We start from the raw sequence: 15,326 nt of genomic DNA on the forward strand, positions 1-15,326 counted from the left end.
ATCCCTGTCAGGAGGCGCAATGCCGCGCACGCTCCTACCTCGCACGCTTTTCCGGCCGCGCAGGCCGTCCTCGCGACGAAGACTCACCCCCGCCCTCGCCGCGGCCGCGCTCCTCGTCGGAACGCTCACGGCCTTCCCCGCGCACGCGGCCCCGAAGGCGTCGCCGTCCGGCGCGGCCGTGGACGTCTACGCCGCCGAGCTCACCGCCGACCAGGTGCGGCTGCTGACCCGCTCCGCGCTCGACCGGGAGGACGTCCGCCTCTCCAAGAGCGCGCAGAAGGACCGCGTCCACGTCGAGGCCGTCATGAGCGGCACCGAGGCGGCGGCGCTGAACGAGCAGGGCCTGGCCCTCTCGGTCAGGAAGGTCAACGGCAAGGACGCACGGCAGCGGGCCTTGGCCGCGCCCAAGGTCTTCCGCCCCTACAGCGGCCCGGGCAACATCCGCGAGGAGCTCCTGAAGGTCGCCGCCGACCATCCGTCCATCGCCACGGCCGTGGACGTCGGGACGTCCGGCCAGGGGCGGCCGATCACGGCGGTGCGCGTCAGCAAGGGCGTGCGCGGGCTCAAGGACGGCACGCGTCCCGTCGTCGTCTACCAGGCCGCCCAGCACGCCCGCGAGTGGATCACCCCGGAGATGGTCCGGCGGCTGCTGCACCACTACGTGGACGGCTACGGCGCGGACGCCGCGCTGACGAAGATCATTGACACCACGGACCTGTGGTTCGTGCCGGTCGTGAACGTGGACGGCTACGACCTGACGTTCAGGGACGGCTTCCGGCTCTGGCGCAAGAACACCCGCGACAACGACGGCGACGGCCGGATCACCGGCGCGGACGGCGTCGACCTCAACCGCAACTTCCCCTACCGGTGGGGATACGACAACGAGGGCTCGTCGGACCAGCCCGCGAACCAGACCTACCGCGGGAAGGCGCCGGGATCCGAGCCCGAGACGAAGGCGCAGCTCGGGCTGTACAAGCGGCTCCGCCCCACCTACCTGGTCAACTACCACTCCGCCGCCGAACTGCTCCTGCACGGCGTCGGCTGGCAGGCGCTCACCCGCAGCCCCGACGACGCGATCCACGACGCGCTGCTCGGCGACATCGACCACCCGGCCGTCGCCGGCTACACGCCCGAACTCGGCGCCCAGCTCTACACCACGAACGGCGACACCGACGGCCAGGCCGACAACGTCCACGGCGCCCTGTCGATCACGCCGGAGATGGCGACCTGCACGACGGCCGCGAACGAGGACCCGGACGACGCGTGGGAGCCGGGCGGCTGCGCCAGCGACTTCGAGTTCCCGGACGACGAGGCCCTGATCGCCCGCGAGTTCCAGAAGAACCTGCCGTTCGCGCTGTCGGTCGGCAAGTCCGCGCGCACGCCCGACGAGCCCGTCTCCTCGGTGGGACGCACCGCGCCCGACTTCGAGACCGACGCGTTCGGCACGTCGTACGGCCCCTCCCAGGAGGTCGCCGCGGTGATCCGCCGGTCGCTGGGGGCCAAGGAGCTGCGCTACCGGATCGGCGGCGGCCGGGTCCAGCGCGCCCGCGTGGGCGAATGGCGCGGCGGCGAGCGGTTCGCCGGCGAGAACGACCTCTACTACGCCGAGTTCCGCGGCAGGATCGCGCGGCAGCGGCCCGGGGACAGGGTCGAGGTCTGGTTCACCGGCAGGAAGGGCCACAAGCAGGTCGAGAGCAAGCACTTCACCTACACGGTGCGCGACCAGCAGAAGGCCGACGTCCTGGTCATCGCGGACGAGGACTACACCGGCGTCAACCCGGCCTATCCCGCCGGAACCAGCAAGCCCCGGTACGCCGCGCAGTACGCCGACCTCGTCAGGACCGCCAAGCACCGGCCCCTCGTCTGGGACGTCGACCGGGACGGCGTCCCGCACGACCTCGGCGTCCTGAAGCACTTCAAGGCGGTCGTCTGGTACCTCGGCGACAACCGGCTCACGCAGGACGCGGCCGACGACCCGGTGAAGACCTTCCTCGGCGACGCCCACGACTCGCAGGTCGCCGACCGGGAGAAGGACCTGCTGCTGTCCATCCGCTCCTACCTGAACGAGGGCGGCAAGCTGCTCCACACCGGTGAGACGACCGGCTACTACGGCCCGATCAGCCGGCTCAACGGCGGCGGCATCTACTTCGGCCTGAAGGGCCACCCCGAGAAGCCCTGCGTGGTCACGGGCAACTTCCGAGACGACTGCGAGCTGCTGTCAGACGACTTCTTCCAGTACTACCTGGGCGCCTACGACAGGCAGCGCGTCGGCGCGCCGACCGGGTTCGCCGGGACGGGCCCGCCCTTCGAAGGGGTCACGTCCAAGCTCACCGGCACCGCCACCAACCCGGTCGACGAGGCCGGCGGGTTCCAGGTCACCTCGACCGTCCTGCCCAAGGCGGGCTTCCCCCAGTTCACCAGTTGGAAGGCCGGCGACTACACCGGCGCCGCCGCGCCCACCGAACCCGTCGAGGGCCAGTGGTACGTCGCGGGACCGCACCAGGACGGCGCCTACCGGAGGCTGACCCGCACGATCGACCTGTCCTCGGTCACCGCCGCCCAGGCCCCGAGCTTGCAGGCGCGGCTCTCCTACAGCACCGAGACGGGCTTCGACAACGTCATCGTCGAGGCGCACACCGCCGGCGCCGACGACTGGACCACCCTGCCCGACAGGAACGGCCGGACGAGCACGGCCGTCCCGGAACAGTGCGAGCAGGGCTACCTCATCGACATGCATCCGTTCCTCACCCACTACCTCACCCGAGGCAACCCCTGCGGAGGCACCGGGACGTCCGGCAGCTGGAACGCCTTCACGGGCAACTCCGACGGCTGGGTCCCCGCCGCGTTCGACCTGGCCGCCTACGCGGGCAAGAAGGTCGAGGTGTCGATCTCCTACGTCAGCGACCCCGCCACCGGCGGGACCGGGCTGTTCGTCGACGACACCCGGCTCACCACCACCGGCGGGCCGATCGACGCCGAAGGCTTCGAGACGGGCCTCGGCCCCTGGGCCGTCCAGGGCGCCCCGGCCGGAAGCCCCGGCAACGGGACCGAGTTCGTCCGGTCGCAGGCCCTGATCGACTCCGTCTCCTCGGTGGCGACCAGGGACACCGTCCTCCTCGGCTTCGGCCTGGAGCAGACCCCGGACGCGCGGGCCCTGGCCGCACGCGCCCTGAACCACCTGCTCGGCTGACCCCCGTCCCGGTCCCCGGGCGCCCGCGCGTGGCGGGCGCCCGGGGACCGGACTGTATACCGGCTGATCAGTACCACTTTGACCAAGAAACGACTCGATGTGATGGAGGCCACGTGAATCCTGGCAACCATTTGGCGCGTTCCATGCGTCTTACAGGGCAGGAAGACCCACCGGCGGATGGAAGCGCTCGACCGGGCAACGCCCGCGACGTCCCTGAACGGGGTCGCTCTGGCAACGCCGATCGCGCCGAACCCTCGGCCCACCCTCCAAGCGAGGCCGAGGCCACACCGAACCCGCCGGGAACGGTGGCACGTACCACTTGACGGGGGGCGGTTCGACCGCCCGGCCCGCGCGTGCCCCCGACCACGCGCCAGGCAACCGTCCCCGTCCACCGGGGACACGACCAACGGGGAGCGACGATGACCGCTGTCACCACGCCCGTCCACCGCAACACCAAGGGCGACAACGGCCGCGACGCCGACGGCACCGCAACGCCCGACAACGCGCGCCGCTACGAGCGCGACGTGCTGCCCCTCGCCGACCCGCTCTACATCAGCGCCGTCCGCATGACCCGCAACAGCGCCGACGCCGAGGACCTCGTCCAGGAGACGCTGGCCAAGGCCTACGTGAACTTCCACCAGTTCCAGGAAGGCACGAACCTCAAGGCGTGGCTGCACCGCATCCTCACCAACAACTTCATCAACACCTACCGCAAGAAGCAGCGCGAGCCCCAGCGCGCCGGCTCCGAGGAGCTGGAGGAATGGCAGATCGCGCAGGCCGAGGCCCACGCCTCCGGCTTCCGCTCCGCCGAGTCCGAAGCCCTCGACCGCATCCCCGACTCCCAGGTGGTCGCCGCCCTGCGCGCCCTCCCCAAGGACTTCCGGGACGCCGTCTACCTCGCCGACGTCGAGGGCTACCCCTACAAGGAGATCGCCGACATGATGGGCACCCCCATCGGCACCGTCATGTCCCGCCTCCACCGAGGCCGCAAGCAGCTCCGCCAGTCCCTCAGCGACCATATTCTTGCTGCTTAGGCTTTTTCTCCTCCTTCGGGCCTGGCGGCCCTCCATCGTCGATAAAGCCGGGCGATCGCTGGCATCGCTCCGGCTCGCCTAGCGGCTCACTGCGCGATCAGATTCTTGCTTCGCTCGAACCTGCCTTCGGACGCGATCGCGGCCCTCAGGTTGTCGCGGGGTTGTTGTGTTTATTACAGCGCTCTCCTCCTTCGGGCCTGGCGGCCCTCCAACGTCGGGCACTGCGGCGATCGCTGGCATCGCTCCGGCTCGCCTAGCGGCTCACTGCGCGATCAGATTCTTGCTTCGCTCGAACCTGCCTTCGGACGCGATCGCGGCCCTCAGGGTTGTCGCGGGGTTGTTGTGGTGGCTGAGGTCAGCGAAATGCCGCTTCCACCGCCTCGCGGTCCTGCTTGAGGGTGCCCGCGATCGGGAGCTTGGCATTGTCGTGCTAGGGCACGGTTTGGGGTTCTGGGGAGTCTGTCAGCGGCTGTTCCGCGGGAGCGTTGCGCTTCTTGTTGAAGACCCAGCCGTCTAGCAGGACGAAACGGACGACGGTGGCCAGGCCGTAGGAACCGAGCATCGCTCCGATCTCGACGGCCGGGGAGGCGTCCGGCGCCAGCGCATGGACGAGGCTCAGGCCGCCGCTGCTCAGCGCGAGGCCGACCAGGAACACCACGCCGCCCTCCAGTTGATGCCGCAGCGCACCCTCCGACCCGACCACCTGGTAGGTGAACCTGCGGTTCGCCGCCGTGTTCGCCACCGTGGTGATCACAAGCGAGAGGGCGTTGGCGGCCAGCGGCGGCATCGCGATCCGGAAGAGGAGGTACAGCACCAGCCAGGCGAGAGTGCACAGCACACCGATCACCGCGAACGCGGATATGCGACCCAGGAAAGCGCGGGGGCGGGAGGTAGCCATGAGGCTGACCGTCCCAGACTTCTTGAGACCGCAACCACCTTTTCACGGAGTGAGATCGCGGGGCGTTGGGTGTGGTGGACGGGTGGGACTGTGGTTGCTCGGTGGTTACAGGGTGGGCGTTCTCCTGCACGCACTGTCATCAGTCGGATACTTTGTGCGACGTCCCTTCGGTAGTTGGGAGTCGCTCATGCCGAATCTCTTCAGTGCGGCCGTCGTGGGGGCGGTGGTGGCTCTGATGCCCGCCGCGCCTTCCGGGGCGGAGACGTCGTTGCGGCTCTCCGTCACGCATCCGGGGAGTAGTACGTCCGGGAGCAGGACGGTCACGCTGCGTTGCGATCCGCCAGGGGGGCGGCACCCCGACGCGGCGCGGGCCTGCCTGGAGCTGGACGGGGCGGGCGGGCGGTTCGAGCACCGGCCGGACGGGCGGATGTGCACCGCCGTCCATGCGCCCGTGGTCGCCCGCGCCGAAGGACGGTGGAAGGGCCGGCCCGCCCGTTTCCGGGCCGAGTACGGCAACGACTGCGCCATGCTGTCGCGCACGGGGAACATCTTCGCGTTCTGACCCGGCGCAGGTCGGCGGCCGATTCACAAACCGTCCGAATAGGGCCGCCGACCGTGGGTAAGGCGCGCACACATGGGCCGCGCGAGGCGTCGGCTAATCGGGAGGATGTGCGCGTTATGTCATCAAGGGTCAGCGACGTGATGACGGCGGCGCCCCAGTCCCTGCCGCTCGACGCGACGCTGTACGAGGCGGCCCGCGTCATGCGGGACGAGGGCATCGGCGACGTGCTGGTCACCTACGCCGGGCGGCTCTGCGGCCTGGTGACCGACCGTGACATCGTGATCCGCGCGGTGGCCGAGAGCCGCGACACCTCGCTCACCCCGCTCGGCGACGTGTGCACGGCCGAGCTGACCACCGTCCACCCCGAGGACGACACCGACACGGTGGCGCGGCTGATGAGCGAGCACGCCGTCCGGCGCCTGCCGGTCGTGGACGCCCAGCACCACCCCGTCGGGATCGTGTGCATCGGCGATCTGGCCCTGGCGAACGGCGATTCCGGGCCGCTTCCGGAGATCAGCAAGGCGCCGCCCAACAACTAGGACTCCCCCATGAGGCACCAGGGCCGCCCGGCCGAACAGCTCCCGCCTGCGCATTCCTCGGGGCAGGCTACTCTCGGAAAGGTGACGCCCACCGAAACGGTCCTGACGGACCAGCTCGCGCTGGAGATCGCCCGGTTGGGCATGGTCGGGGAGTCCTCCGACGTGGGCACCCTGCACCGTGTGACCGAGCTCGCGGCGCGCGCCGTGCCCGGGTGCGCGGGCGCGGCGAGCGTGCGGTGGGCGCTGCCGGGCGGGCACGGCGACGCGGGCCGCACGGCCGGGCCGCCCGAGCGGGCGAGCGGCATGCCGGACATGCCCCTCCAGGACGGGCGCGCCGCCGCCTCGGACGAGAGCCGCCCCGAACCGCTGGCCGCCGCGGCCAGCCATCCCGACCTCGCCGAGGTGACCGACCGGCAGCTGTCCCGCGGGCACGGGCCGTTGTTCGACGTGGTGGCCGACCGCCGGGCGCTGACCTCCGACGACATCCTCGCCGAGACCCGCTGGCCCGAGGCGATGTCGGACATGCTGCGCCGCGGGGTGCGCTGCTTCGCCACGTCCCCGCACGCGAGCCCGCGGGTCCTCGTCACGCTCACCCTGTACGGGGTGACGCCGAAGGCGCTCGGGCACGAGCGGCACGCGATCGCGTCCCTGCTGGTCGCGCAGGGCACCGCGGCCTTCTCCAACAGCCAGCAGTACGACGACGTGCACCGCACCGCCGTCCAGCTCCGGGCGGCCGTCGAGGCGCGAGCGGTGGTCGACCAGGCCAAGGGAATCCTCATGCACGCGCTCGGCTGCGACGCGGACGAGGCATTCGCCGAGATGCGCCGCATCTCACAGACGCGCCACGTGAAGCTCACCGCGCTGGCCCAGCGTATCGTCGGTCATCAGGGCCTGCCCTAGGTGCGGCCGGGGAGCATAGGCTGCGTGAAGCGGCCCCGTAGAACGGTGTCCGGCCCGGGACGGGCGGGAGTCGCCTGGTTCCACCGTGGTGACGCGGACGAAAGGAGACCAGATGCACGATCGGCCTGACCAGCTCGAGCCCGAGTCCCTGCTGCGGGAGATCTCGGACCTCGAAGGACGCATCGGCGAGCTGCGCCAGGCCGCCGGCGTGCCCGAGCCCGACCTGCGCGCCACGCTCGACGCTGCGCTGGTCGAGCTGGAGCTGGCGCTGACCGTGCTGCGCACGATGGGCGGCGAGCAGTCCGGGGAGCCGGGCGGGTCCGCCGCCGCCGAGAACGAGCGGCGCGTGCTGCGCACGGTCTTCCAGGACGCGCCCGTGCCGCTGTTCCTGCTCGACCGGACGACGAACGTCCGCCGCGTCAACCGGCAGGCGGCCATGCTGCTCGGCACGTCGGCGGGATACGTGTCGGGCAAGCAGTTCACGGCGTTCTGCGACATGGCGACCCGGGCGGCGGTCCGGTCGCAGCTGGCGGCGGCGATCCGGACGGGGCAGCGGCGCCGCGTCAATGTCCGGTTCCTCGGCCGCGACCACCCGATCGACGCCGTGCTGACGGTCGCGCGGGTGTGGATCCGCGGCGAGCCCGACCCGATGGTCGTGGTGGCCGCCGACCCGACGACCACCCCCGCCGACGACGGCGGGTCCGCGGCGTCCCGGCCGCAGGCGGGCGGCGCCCGGGTGCGGGCCGCCGACGGCGGGCAGGGCGACGACGAGGCCGTCGCCACGATCGTGCACCGGATGGACGTCCTCGCCACCGCGAGCGAGCTGCTGCTGGACGAGCCGGTCTTCAACGAGACGGTGGCCGTCCGGCGCTGCGCCCGGCTGCTGGCCGCGGAGCTGGCGGACTGGGCGTTCATCGACCTGACCGGCCCCGCGAGCGGCGGCCCGCCGGCGGGCGCGCAGGCCGGCGCGACCAGGGCGGGCGCGGCGCCCGTGCTGCGCCGCCAGGTCGTGATGGGCCCCGAGGACGAGCGGTCCGTGGAGGCCGCGAGGATGCTGGAAGAGGTGGACCCCGCCGAGGACACCCTCCCCCACGACGTGTTCGTCACCCGGCAGAGCGCGCTGCGCCCGCACGTGGAGAACCTCGACGTGCTCGGCATGTGCCCGGACGGGCTGCCGGTGTGCGGCAAGATCGGCGTGACGTCGGTGCTCAGCGTCCCGATCGAGGACGGCGACCGCGCCATCGGCACGATCACGCTGGCGGCCAGCGGCGAGTACGGCCCGTTCGACCTCATGGACCTCGGGGTCGTGCAGCGGCTCGGCCGCTACCTGGCCCTGGTGATCCGGGCGGCGCGGCTCTACCGGCGCCGCGCCGAGGTGGCGGACACGCTGCAGGCGGGGCTGCTGCCGAAGACGCTCCCGTCCATCCCCGGGGTGAGCGTGGCCGCCCGCTACCTGACGTCCACGCACGGTTCGGAGGTCGGCGGCGACTTCTACGACGTGTTCCGCACCGAGAACGGGTGGGGGCTCGTCCTCGGCGACGTGTGCGGCAAGGGCGAGGACGCGGCGGCCGTGACGTCGACCGCCCGGCACTGCGTCCGGCTCGCGTCGCGGTGGAAGGCCCGTCCCGGCGACGTCCTCGGGACCGTGAACGAGGCCCTGCTGGACGAGGACCGGTTCGTCACCGCCGTGATGGCGAGCCTGACGCTGGAGACCGAGCGGATCACCGTGTCGCTCGGCACCGCGGGCCACCCCCCGGCGATCGTCGTCCGCGCCGACGGGGTGATCAGGTCGGCGTCGCGCGGCGGCGTTCCGCTCGGCCTGTTCGAGGACTTCGAGGCCGGGCTCGACACGATCGACCTGGCCGTGGGCGACACGCTGATCCTGCATTCGGACGGGGTCCTGGAGGCGTGCGACATGACGCGGCAGGAGTTCGGCCAGGAGCGCCTGCTGGAGGCGCTCGCCGGGCACGCCGGGAAGCCGCCGGAGGAGATGCTCGCCGGGGTGGAGCGGGCGCTGCTCGACTACTGCGACGGCGACCTGCGCGACGACGTGTCCATGCTGGCGCTGCGGGTGGAGCCGCCGACGCTCGGCTAGAACGACCCGGCCGCGCGACTGACGGGTGTTTTGCCGGGTAAACGGCATTCATGAGTGTCGACCCCTCACGGAAGCCTCGCCACGAGACGGAGCACGAACGGCTGGACCGGCAGCTGATGGAACTCCTCCAGGGCTTCCGGGTGGCGACGACGGGCGTGCAGGTGCTGTTCGCGTTCCTGCTGACCGTCCCGTTCTCGGCGAGCTTCGACACGAAGGTCGGCGACGTGGGCCGGGCGCTGTTCTACGTCGCGCTGTTCGGGGCGGGGCTCGCGTCCGTCTGCTTCATCGCGCCCGTCATCCAGCACCGGATCCTGTTCCGGCTCGGGCAGAAGGCGCTGCTGATCCGGCGCGCGAACCGGTTCGGGATCGCCGGCGCCTTCGCGCTGGGCGTGTCGATGACGGCGGCGACCACGCTGGTCGTCCAGGCGCTGTCGGACGAGGCGGCCGCCGCCGTCGCCACGGTCGTCGTCGCGGTGCTCCTGTGCGGGTGGGCGTGGTTCGTCCAGCCGTACCTGACCCGGCGCCGCGCGGAGAGCCGCGCGTCCGAGGACGCCTGACGCGGGGGCAGAACCCGGCAAGGAGTCCTCGGAAGCCGACCGTCAACCAGTGGTCTTGGTCGACGGAGTTTCAGGGAAGAGGCAGTGCAGGTAGAGCTGCCCCTTCTGACAGTCGCCGGGGTTCTGCCGGTCCACCAGCTTCGTCACGGCGAAGCCGTCGCCCTCAACGCGCACGTAGCGGTGCGAGCGGATCACCTGCTGGTAGAGACCGAGCCGCTGGGGTCCTTGATGGGAACCCAGCACCCCGGCTGGTCCAGGTGCTCGACGATGACGCCGTGGGCCGGCACCGCCGCCCCGGTGTCCCAGGACGAAACCTTCGTCCCGTTCGGGCAGGTGCCCCAGTCCTTCACCTGGACCCGGTTGACGTCGTGGGCGGCCAGGAAACCGCCCGCGGCCACCAGGAAGGCCGAGGATCAAGGCCGCCCAGCGATATTTTCGGAATGAATCCATGAGACTTCCTCGGATGCGTTGAGATCTGCTCTGCGGCTCAACGCCGCAGCGCTGGCCACCTTTTCGTCATCTCTCCGAGAAGCCAAATCGAAGGCGGAAGACCTGTTACAGGATCCGGGGGACGCTGGGAGATCGAAAGCGCACCGCGAGACGGATGCGCCTTGCCCCGTCGATGCTGCTGGTCTTACCTGGACCGACAAAGGATCCGAAACTTTCGGGGCCCCGGGCGGGCCCGCGCTCCGCGGGACCGCCCGGGGGTGCGCTCAGTAGGCGCGGCCGAAGATGACGCGCTTGCCGTAGGCGGAGGGGCGGCCGCACTTCACGCAGACGCCGGTCTCCTCGGGCGCGTCGGCCGCGATGACGCGCGGGGTCGCGGCCGTCTCGGCCTTGATGTCGTCCTCGCAGGCGGTGTCGCCGCAGTGGAACGCGCGGGCCCAGCCGGTGGCGACCTGCGCGGCGAACGCGTCCCAGCCGTCCACGACGGCGGTGTTGTCCTCGCGGAACCTCTCGGCCCTGGCCAGCAGGAACGACTGGAAGTCGGCGAGCATCCCGGGCAGCACCTCGGGCACCTTGTCGAGCGGGATCTGCTCCTTGCCCTGCCCCTCGACGGTCGGGAGCCGACGGACGACGGTGGCGACGCCGCCCTCGATGTCGCGCTTGCCCAGCTCGATGCGGATCGGGACGCCGCGCATCTCCCACTCGTTGAACTTGAAGCCGGGCGACAGCTGCGGGCGGTTGTCGTCGACGTGCACCCGGATGCCCATCGACTTGATCGCCGCGCCGAGCCGGCGGGCCTCCGCGGCGGCCTGCTCGCCCTGCTCCTTGCGGCCGATCGGCACGATCACGACCTGGTAGGGCGCGAGGCGCGGCGGCATCACCAGGCCCTTGTCGTCCCCGTGCGTCATGATCACACCGCCGATCATGCGGGTGCTCATGCCCCAGGACGTCGTGTGGGCCAGCGTGAGTTTGCCCTCCTCGTCCTGGTACTGGATCTCGAACGCCTTGGCGAAGTTGGTGCCGAGGTAGTGGGACGTGCCGGACTGCAGGGCCCGGCCGTCGCGCATCATCGCCTCGATCGTGTAGGTGCGGACGGCGCCGGCGAACCGCTCACCGGGCGTCTTCTCACCCGACACGACCGGGATCGCCGCCAGGTCGCGCGCGACGCTCGCGTAGGCGTCCAGCGCCCACATCGTCTCGCGCATCGCGTCGTCCTCGTCGGCGTGCGCGGTGTGGCCCTCCTGCCAGAGGAACTCGGTGGTGCGCAGGAACATCCGGGGGCGCATCTCCCACCGGACGACGTTGGCCCACTGGTTCAGCAGCAGCGGCAGGTCGCGGTGCGAGTCGATCCACTTGGCCATGTACTCGCCGATGACCGTCTCGGAGGTCGGCCGCACGATCAGCGGCTCCTCCAGGTCCTTGCCGCCGGCGTGCGTGACGACGGCCAGCTCCGGGGAGAAGCCCTCGACGTGCTCGGCCTCGCGCTTGAGGTAGGACTCCGGGATGAACATCGGGAAGCAGGCGTTGTCGTGCCCGGCCTCCTTGATGCGCCGGTCCAGGTCGGCCTGGAGCAGCTCCCACACCCGGTAACCGTACGGGCGGATGACCATCGTGCCGCGAACCGGTCCGCGGTCGACGAGCTGGGCCTGCACCACCAGCTCGTTGTACCAGGCGGAGAAATCCTCGCTCTGCGGCGTCACACCTTCTCGACTCACGGCCACAAGGGTACTGACCATCGGCGTTGGTCAGGGCCCCTTCGCTACCCTCGCACGATGCGCTGGTCCCAGATGTTCGCGCCCACGCTGCGGGAAGACCCGGCCGAGGCCGACGCGCCGAGCCACCGGCTGCTGCTGCGCGCGGGGTACGTCCGCCGCCTGACGGCGGGCCACTACTCGCTGCTGCCGCTGGCCGTCCGCGTCCGATCGAAGATCATCCAAATCGTCCGCGAGGAGATGGACGGCATCGGCGCGCAGGAGATGCTGCTGCCGGCGATGCACCCGGCCGAGCCGTGGCGGCGGTCGGGGCGCTGGGACCTGATCGGCCAGGAGCTGTTCCGGCTGCGCGACCGGCGCGGCGCCGAGCACGCCCTCGGGCTGACGCACGAGGAGATCTTCGCGACGGTCGCCCGCGAGCTGGACTCCTACCGGCGGCTGCCGCAGCAGTGGTACCAGTTCCAGACGAAGTTCCGGGACGAGCCGCGCCCCAAGGGCGGCCTCCTGCGGACCCGCGAGTTCACCATGAAGGACGCCTACAGCTTCGACGTCGACCAGGCAGGCCTGGACGCCTCGTTCGAGGCCTACCTCGGCGCCTACACGCGGATCTTCGAGCGGCTCGGCCTGCCTGCGCTGGCGTGCGAGGCGTCCAACGGCACCATGGGCGGCTCGGGCTCCACCGAGTTCATGTGCCCGGCGGAGGCCGGCGAGGACGTCGTCGTCCGCTGCCCGGCCTGCGGGTACGCGGCGAACGTCGAGCGGGCGACGTCGGCGCTGCCCGCCGCGCAGGACGGGCCGGGGCCGGACGCGCCGGAGCGCTTCGACACGCCGGGCGTCCGCACGATCGAGGACCTGCTGGCCTACGGCGCGCCCGCCGACCGGCAGATCAAGACGCTCGTCCACGTCCTGGACGGCACGCCGACCCTCGTCCTGCTGCGCGGCGACCACCCGCTCAACGAGCAGAAGCTCGCGGACGCGACGGGCGCCGCCGGGATCCGGGCCGCCGAGCCCGCCGAGATCCGGGACGCCCTCGGCGCGCTCCCCGGCAGCCTCGGCGCGGTCGGCGCGGCCCTCCCGGTGGTCGCGGACGAGGCGCTGCGCGGCCGCCGCGACATGTTCACCGGCGCCAACACCGACGACGTCCACCTGCGCGGCGTCGACGTCGGGCGCGACATCGAGGTCGGCGCCTGGGCCGACCTGCGCGAGGTCGCGCGGGGGGAGCCCTGCGCGCGGTGCGGGGGTCCGCTGGAGGCGCTGCGGGCGATCGAGGTCGGGCACATCTTCAAGCTGGGCGACCGCTACTCCCGCGCGCTCGGCGTCGAGGTGACGGACTCCGCCGGACGCCCCGTCCCGGTGGTCATGGGGAGCTACGGCATAGGGATCGAGCGCGCGATGGCCGCGCTCGTCGAGACCCACCACGACGAGCGCGGGATCGTGTGGCCGGTGGCGGTCGCGCCCTTCCAGGTCGCCGTCGTGACCGCCCAGTCCGACGACGCCGGCGTGGCCGCGGCGGCGGAGGAGCTCTACGCGGCCCTGTCCGCCGCGGGCGTCGAGGTGGTGATCGACGACCGCGCCGAGCGCGCGGGCGTGAAGTTCCGGGACGCGGAGCTGACCGGCATCCCGTTCCGCGTGACCGTCGGACGGCGCGGCCTCGCCGAGGGCGTCGCCGAGGTCACGCCCCGCGCGACGGGCGACACATCCAAGATCGCCCTGGGTTCCGTGGCGGACCACGTCCGGTCCCTGCTCGTGCCGTGAGACGCCCGAAAAGGTAGGACCGGCTTCGCAGAGCGAAGCCGGTCCCGGGTCGAGCCGCCCGCGGGAAGCGGGAGACTACTTGTCGGACTGCCGGCCGGCGACGGCGAGGACCGCGTCGTGGTCCCTGCCCTCCTGCCGGAGACGGGTGTACTCGAACGGCCGCACACCTGCCTCATCGGCGCTCAGGATGTCGGCGTGCGCCAGGTCGGCCTTGCGGCCGCAGTTGTAGCCGAAGAGGAACTCGTCGGTGCGGCGGCGCTCCCGCGCGGCCGTCCAGACCTCCTCGGCCTCCTCGGCCGTGGCCACCTCGCGCACGGCGGCGAAGGCGTACAGGGGCCACGGGGCCTTCTGCGTCTGCGAGCCCACGAACTCCTCGTGCGAGACGTCCGGGCACTGCTGCCGGTAGGCGTCGTACCCCGCGCGGTCCACACCGCCGCTGACGCGCGTCAGCTCCGTGTACTGCTCGTCGGTGAGGGGGGCGAGAGGGGCGAGGTTGCTGGTGCCATCGGTCATGGCGAATGCTCCTTCGAGATCTTATTTGGTGCATCCTCGTGGCGATCATTCTGGGATCGCGCACACCGTGAACCGTATCGCTTTGATGATCAATGGCAAGTGATCTCATCCCGCCCCGCACACGGGAAGCACCGGGGCGCGCCGTGCCTCGGTGGCCGTATTCGCCATCGGCGGTACGGTCCCCCTAAGCGAGCACCGGACACCGGTGTCGTCAGGCTCTCGGAGCCGCCAAGGATCTGGACTCAACGAAAAGGAGCGAACCATGGCGAAGCATGGCGCGCAGAAGATCACCAACGCTCACCTGAGCAACCTGAATTTCCCGTTCGTCCCCTTCGAGGGCATCCCAACGCCGGAGGCGCTCGACAAGGAGCTTGAGCGCGTGACCCACCTGCTCATCGTCCGGGAGTTCGAGACGGGACAGCGCCCGTCCGTGCACCTGGTGACCGAGTCGGGCGTGCTCGACCTCGAAGATCTCAGAGAGATGAGGTCACTGCACGGGAACGGAATGGGTCTCGGTTCGGAGGAACGCTACCGCCGGCCGCTCAACGAGCTGTCCTGGTACGCCCGGTGGAGGATCCTGCACCGGGACTTCCGCGGGTGTGAACGCGGAGTAGAGCCGGAGGAGTTCGAACGGCTCCGCAAGTCCTCCGGGACCTGCGGGCTGAGCCTGAACGAGCTCGCTGCACTCCGCAAGGTCATCGACCGGTTCCGTCGTCGCGGCGAGAACCTGGAAGAGCTGCTGCACAAGGACTTCGGATGGCAGGGCCGGGGGGAGTTCCTGGCGTACTTCAGCTCCTGCTGCCTGCGGTCGAAGACCCGGCGCCCGGTCACCGTCGGCGAACGGGGGCTGGCCGTGACTCTGATGGTCCTTCGGGTTCTGCTGAAGCTGCGGCTGCCCGTCGGCCTCCTGAAGTGCGACGTCGAGGACTTTCTGTGCCGCGAGGTCGTGGCCGCGAGCATGAGCAGGACCGAAGCGGCCCCCGAGGTCAAGGAATAAGGACCCCGGGGCACCCACCCCTGGGCGTCAAGGCGCCCAGGGCCCCACACCGACAGCCTCGCCCATCCCGGGCGAGGCTGTCTGCTCCTGAGTTGCGCGCGCTTCTGCTGCCGCTGGGCGCCGGGCA

Annotated in this window: 14 protein-coding genes; 9 read left to right on the forward strand and 5 right to left on the reverse strand. The window is 71.2% G+C overall.

The genetic code is table 11. From position 1 onward, the window contains the following. The first annotated feature begins 19 nt into the window (after positions 1 to 19). Together ACQEU6_RS22600 and ACQEU6_RS22605 are read left to right on the forward strand one after the other, a co-directional pair. Positions 20 to 3,190 (forward strand): M14 family metallopeptidase, encoded by a 3,171-nt coding sequence (locus ACQEU6_RS22600; RefSeq protein ID WP_499334705.1) that lies wholly within the window; start codon positions 20 to 22, stop codon positions 3,188 to 3,190. 419 nt (positions 3,191 to 3,609) lie between these two features. Next, on the forward strand, positions 3,610 to 4,224 hold the full coding sequence (locus ACQEU6_RS22605) for a sigma-70 family RNA polymerase sigma factor (protein WP_499334706.1): 615 nt from the start codon (positions 3,610 to 3,612) through the stop codon (positions 4,222 to 4,224). A gap of 430 nt (positions 4,225 to 4,654) precedes the next feature. Here the strand turns inward: ACQEU6_RS22605 and ACQEU6_RS22610 are convergent, their stop codons facing one another. Continuing rightward, positions 4,655 to 5,122 carry a GtrA family protein gene (locus ACQEU6_RS22610; protein ID WP_499334708.1) on the reverse strand — a complete coding sequence of 156 codons (468 nt, stop codon included), beginning with the start codon at positions 5,120 to 5,122 and terminating at the stop codon, positions 4,655 to 4,657. Positions 5,123 to 5,309: 187 nt separating this feature from the next. Here ACQEU6_RS22610 and ACQEU6_RS22615 point away from each other — a divergent pair, with 187 nt between their 5' ends. The 5 genes from ACQEU6_RS22615 (at position 5,310) to ACQEU6_RS22635 (ending at position 9,775) form a co-directional block, all read left to right on the forward strand. After that, positions 5,310 to 5,684 (forward strand): SSI family serine proteinase inhibitor, encoded by a 375-nt coding sequence (locus ACQEU6_RS22615; RefSeq protein WP_499334710.1) that lies wholly within the window; start codon positions 5,310 to 5,312, stop codon positions 5,682 to 5,684. 116 nt (positions 5,685 to 5,800) lie between these two features. After that, positions 5,801 to 6,223 carry a CBS domain-containing protein gene (locus tag ACQEU6_RS22620; protein WP_499334712.1) on the forward strand — a complete coding sequence of 141 codons (423 nt, stop codon included), beginning with the start codon at positions 5,801 to 5,803 and terminating at the stop codon, positions 6,221 to 6,223. Between the two features lie 81 nt (positions 6,224 to 6,304). After that, complete coding sequence (locus tag ACQEU6_RS22625) at positions 6,305 to 7,123, forward strand: ANTAR domain-containing response regulator (protein ID WP_499334714.1); 819 nt, start codon at positions 6,305 to 6,307, stop codon at positions 7,121 to 7,123. 112 nt (positions 7,124 to 7,235) lie between these two features. Continuing rightward, positions 7,236 to 9,218 (forward strand): SpoIIE family protein phosphatase, encoded by a 1,983-nt coding sequence (locus tag ACQEU6_RS22630; protein WP_499334716.1) that lies wholly within the window; start codon positions 7,236 to 7,238, stop codon positions 9,216 to 9,218. A gap of 50 nt (positions 9,219 to 9,268) precedes the next feature. Then, positions 9,269 to 9,775, forward strand: a complete 507-nt coding sequence (locus ACQEU6_RS22635; protein WP_499334718.1) for a DUF6328 family protein — start codon at positions 9,269 to 9,271, stop codon at positions 9,773 to 9,775. A 42-nt stretch (positions 9,776 to 9,817) separates the two neighbouring features. Here ACQEU6_RS22635 and ACQEU6_RS22640 read toward each other — a convergent pair whose 3' ends face one another. From ACQEU6_RS22640 to proS, 3 genes are all read right to left on the reverse strand, one after another. After that, entirely contained in the window at positions 9,818 to 9,970 is a 153-nt protein-coding gene (locus tag ACQEU6_RS22640) for a hypothetical protein (protein WP_499334720.1), read from the reverse strand. After that, positions 9,967 to 10,173, reverse strand: a complete 207-nt coding sequence (locus ACQEU6_RS22645; protein WP_499334722.1) for a hypothetical protein — start codon at positions 10,171 to 10,173, stop codon at positions 9,967 to 9,969. Before ACQEU6_RS22645 ends, ACQEU6_RS22640 begins: the two co-directional genes overlap by 4 nt. A gap of 315 nt (positions 10,174 to 10,488) precedes the next feature. Next, positions 10,489 to 11,937, reverse strand: coding sequence for a proline--tRNA ligase (proS, locus tag ACQEU6_RS22650; RefSeq protein WP_499334723.1), 1,449 nt, complete (start codon positions 11,935 to 11,937; stop codon positions 10,489 to 10,491). Between the two features lie 57 nt (positions 11,938 to 11,994). Here proS and ACQEU6_RS22655 point away from each other — a divergent pair, with 57 nt between their 5' ends. Next, positions 11,995 to 13,689, forward strand: a complete 1,695-nt coding sequence (locus ACQEU6_RS22655) for a proline--tRNA ligase (RefSeq protein WP_499334725.1) — start codon at positions 11,995 to 11,997, stop codon at positions 13,687 to 13,689. Positions 13,690 to 13,764: 75 nt separating this feature from the next. On the opposite strand, the gene ACQEU6_RS22660 is transcribed toward ACQEU6_RS22655, so the two are convergent. After that, the gene (locus tag ACQEU6_RS22660; protein ID WP_499334726.1) at positions 13,765 to 14,202 is read right to left on the reverse strand and encodes a hypothetical protein; all 438 of its coding nucleotides are present in this window, start codon (positions 14,200 to 14,202) and stop codon (positions 13,765 to 13,767) included. 262 nt (positions 14,203 to 14,464) lie between these two features. Between ACQEU6_RS22660 and ACQEU6_RS22665 the strand changes: the two genes are divergently transcribed. Next, the gene (locus ACQEU6_RS22665; RefSeq protein ID WP_499334727.1) at positions 14,465 to 15,199 is read left to right on the forward strand and encodes a hypothetical protein; all 735 of its coding nucleotides are present in this window, start codon (positions 14,465 to 14,467) and stop codon (positions 15,197 to 15,199) included. Positions 15,200 to 15,326 lie beyond the last annotated feature (127 nt).

Origin of the sequence: Spirillospora sp. CA-108201 (assembly GCF_050936235.1) — a bacterium.
In the GTDB taxonomy this organism is placed as follows: Bacteria; Actinomycetota; Actinomycetes; order Streptosporangiales; family Streptosporangiaceae; genus Spirillospora.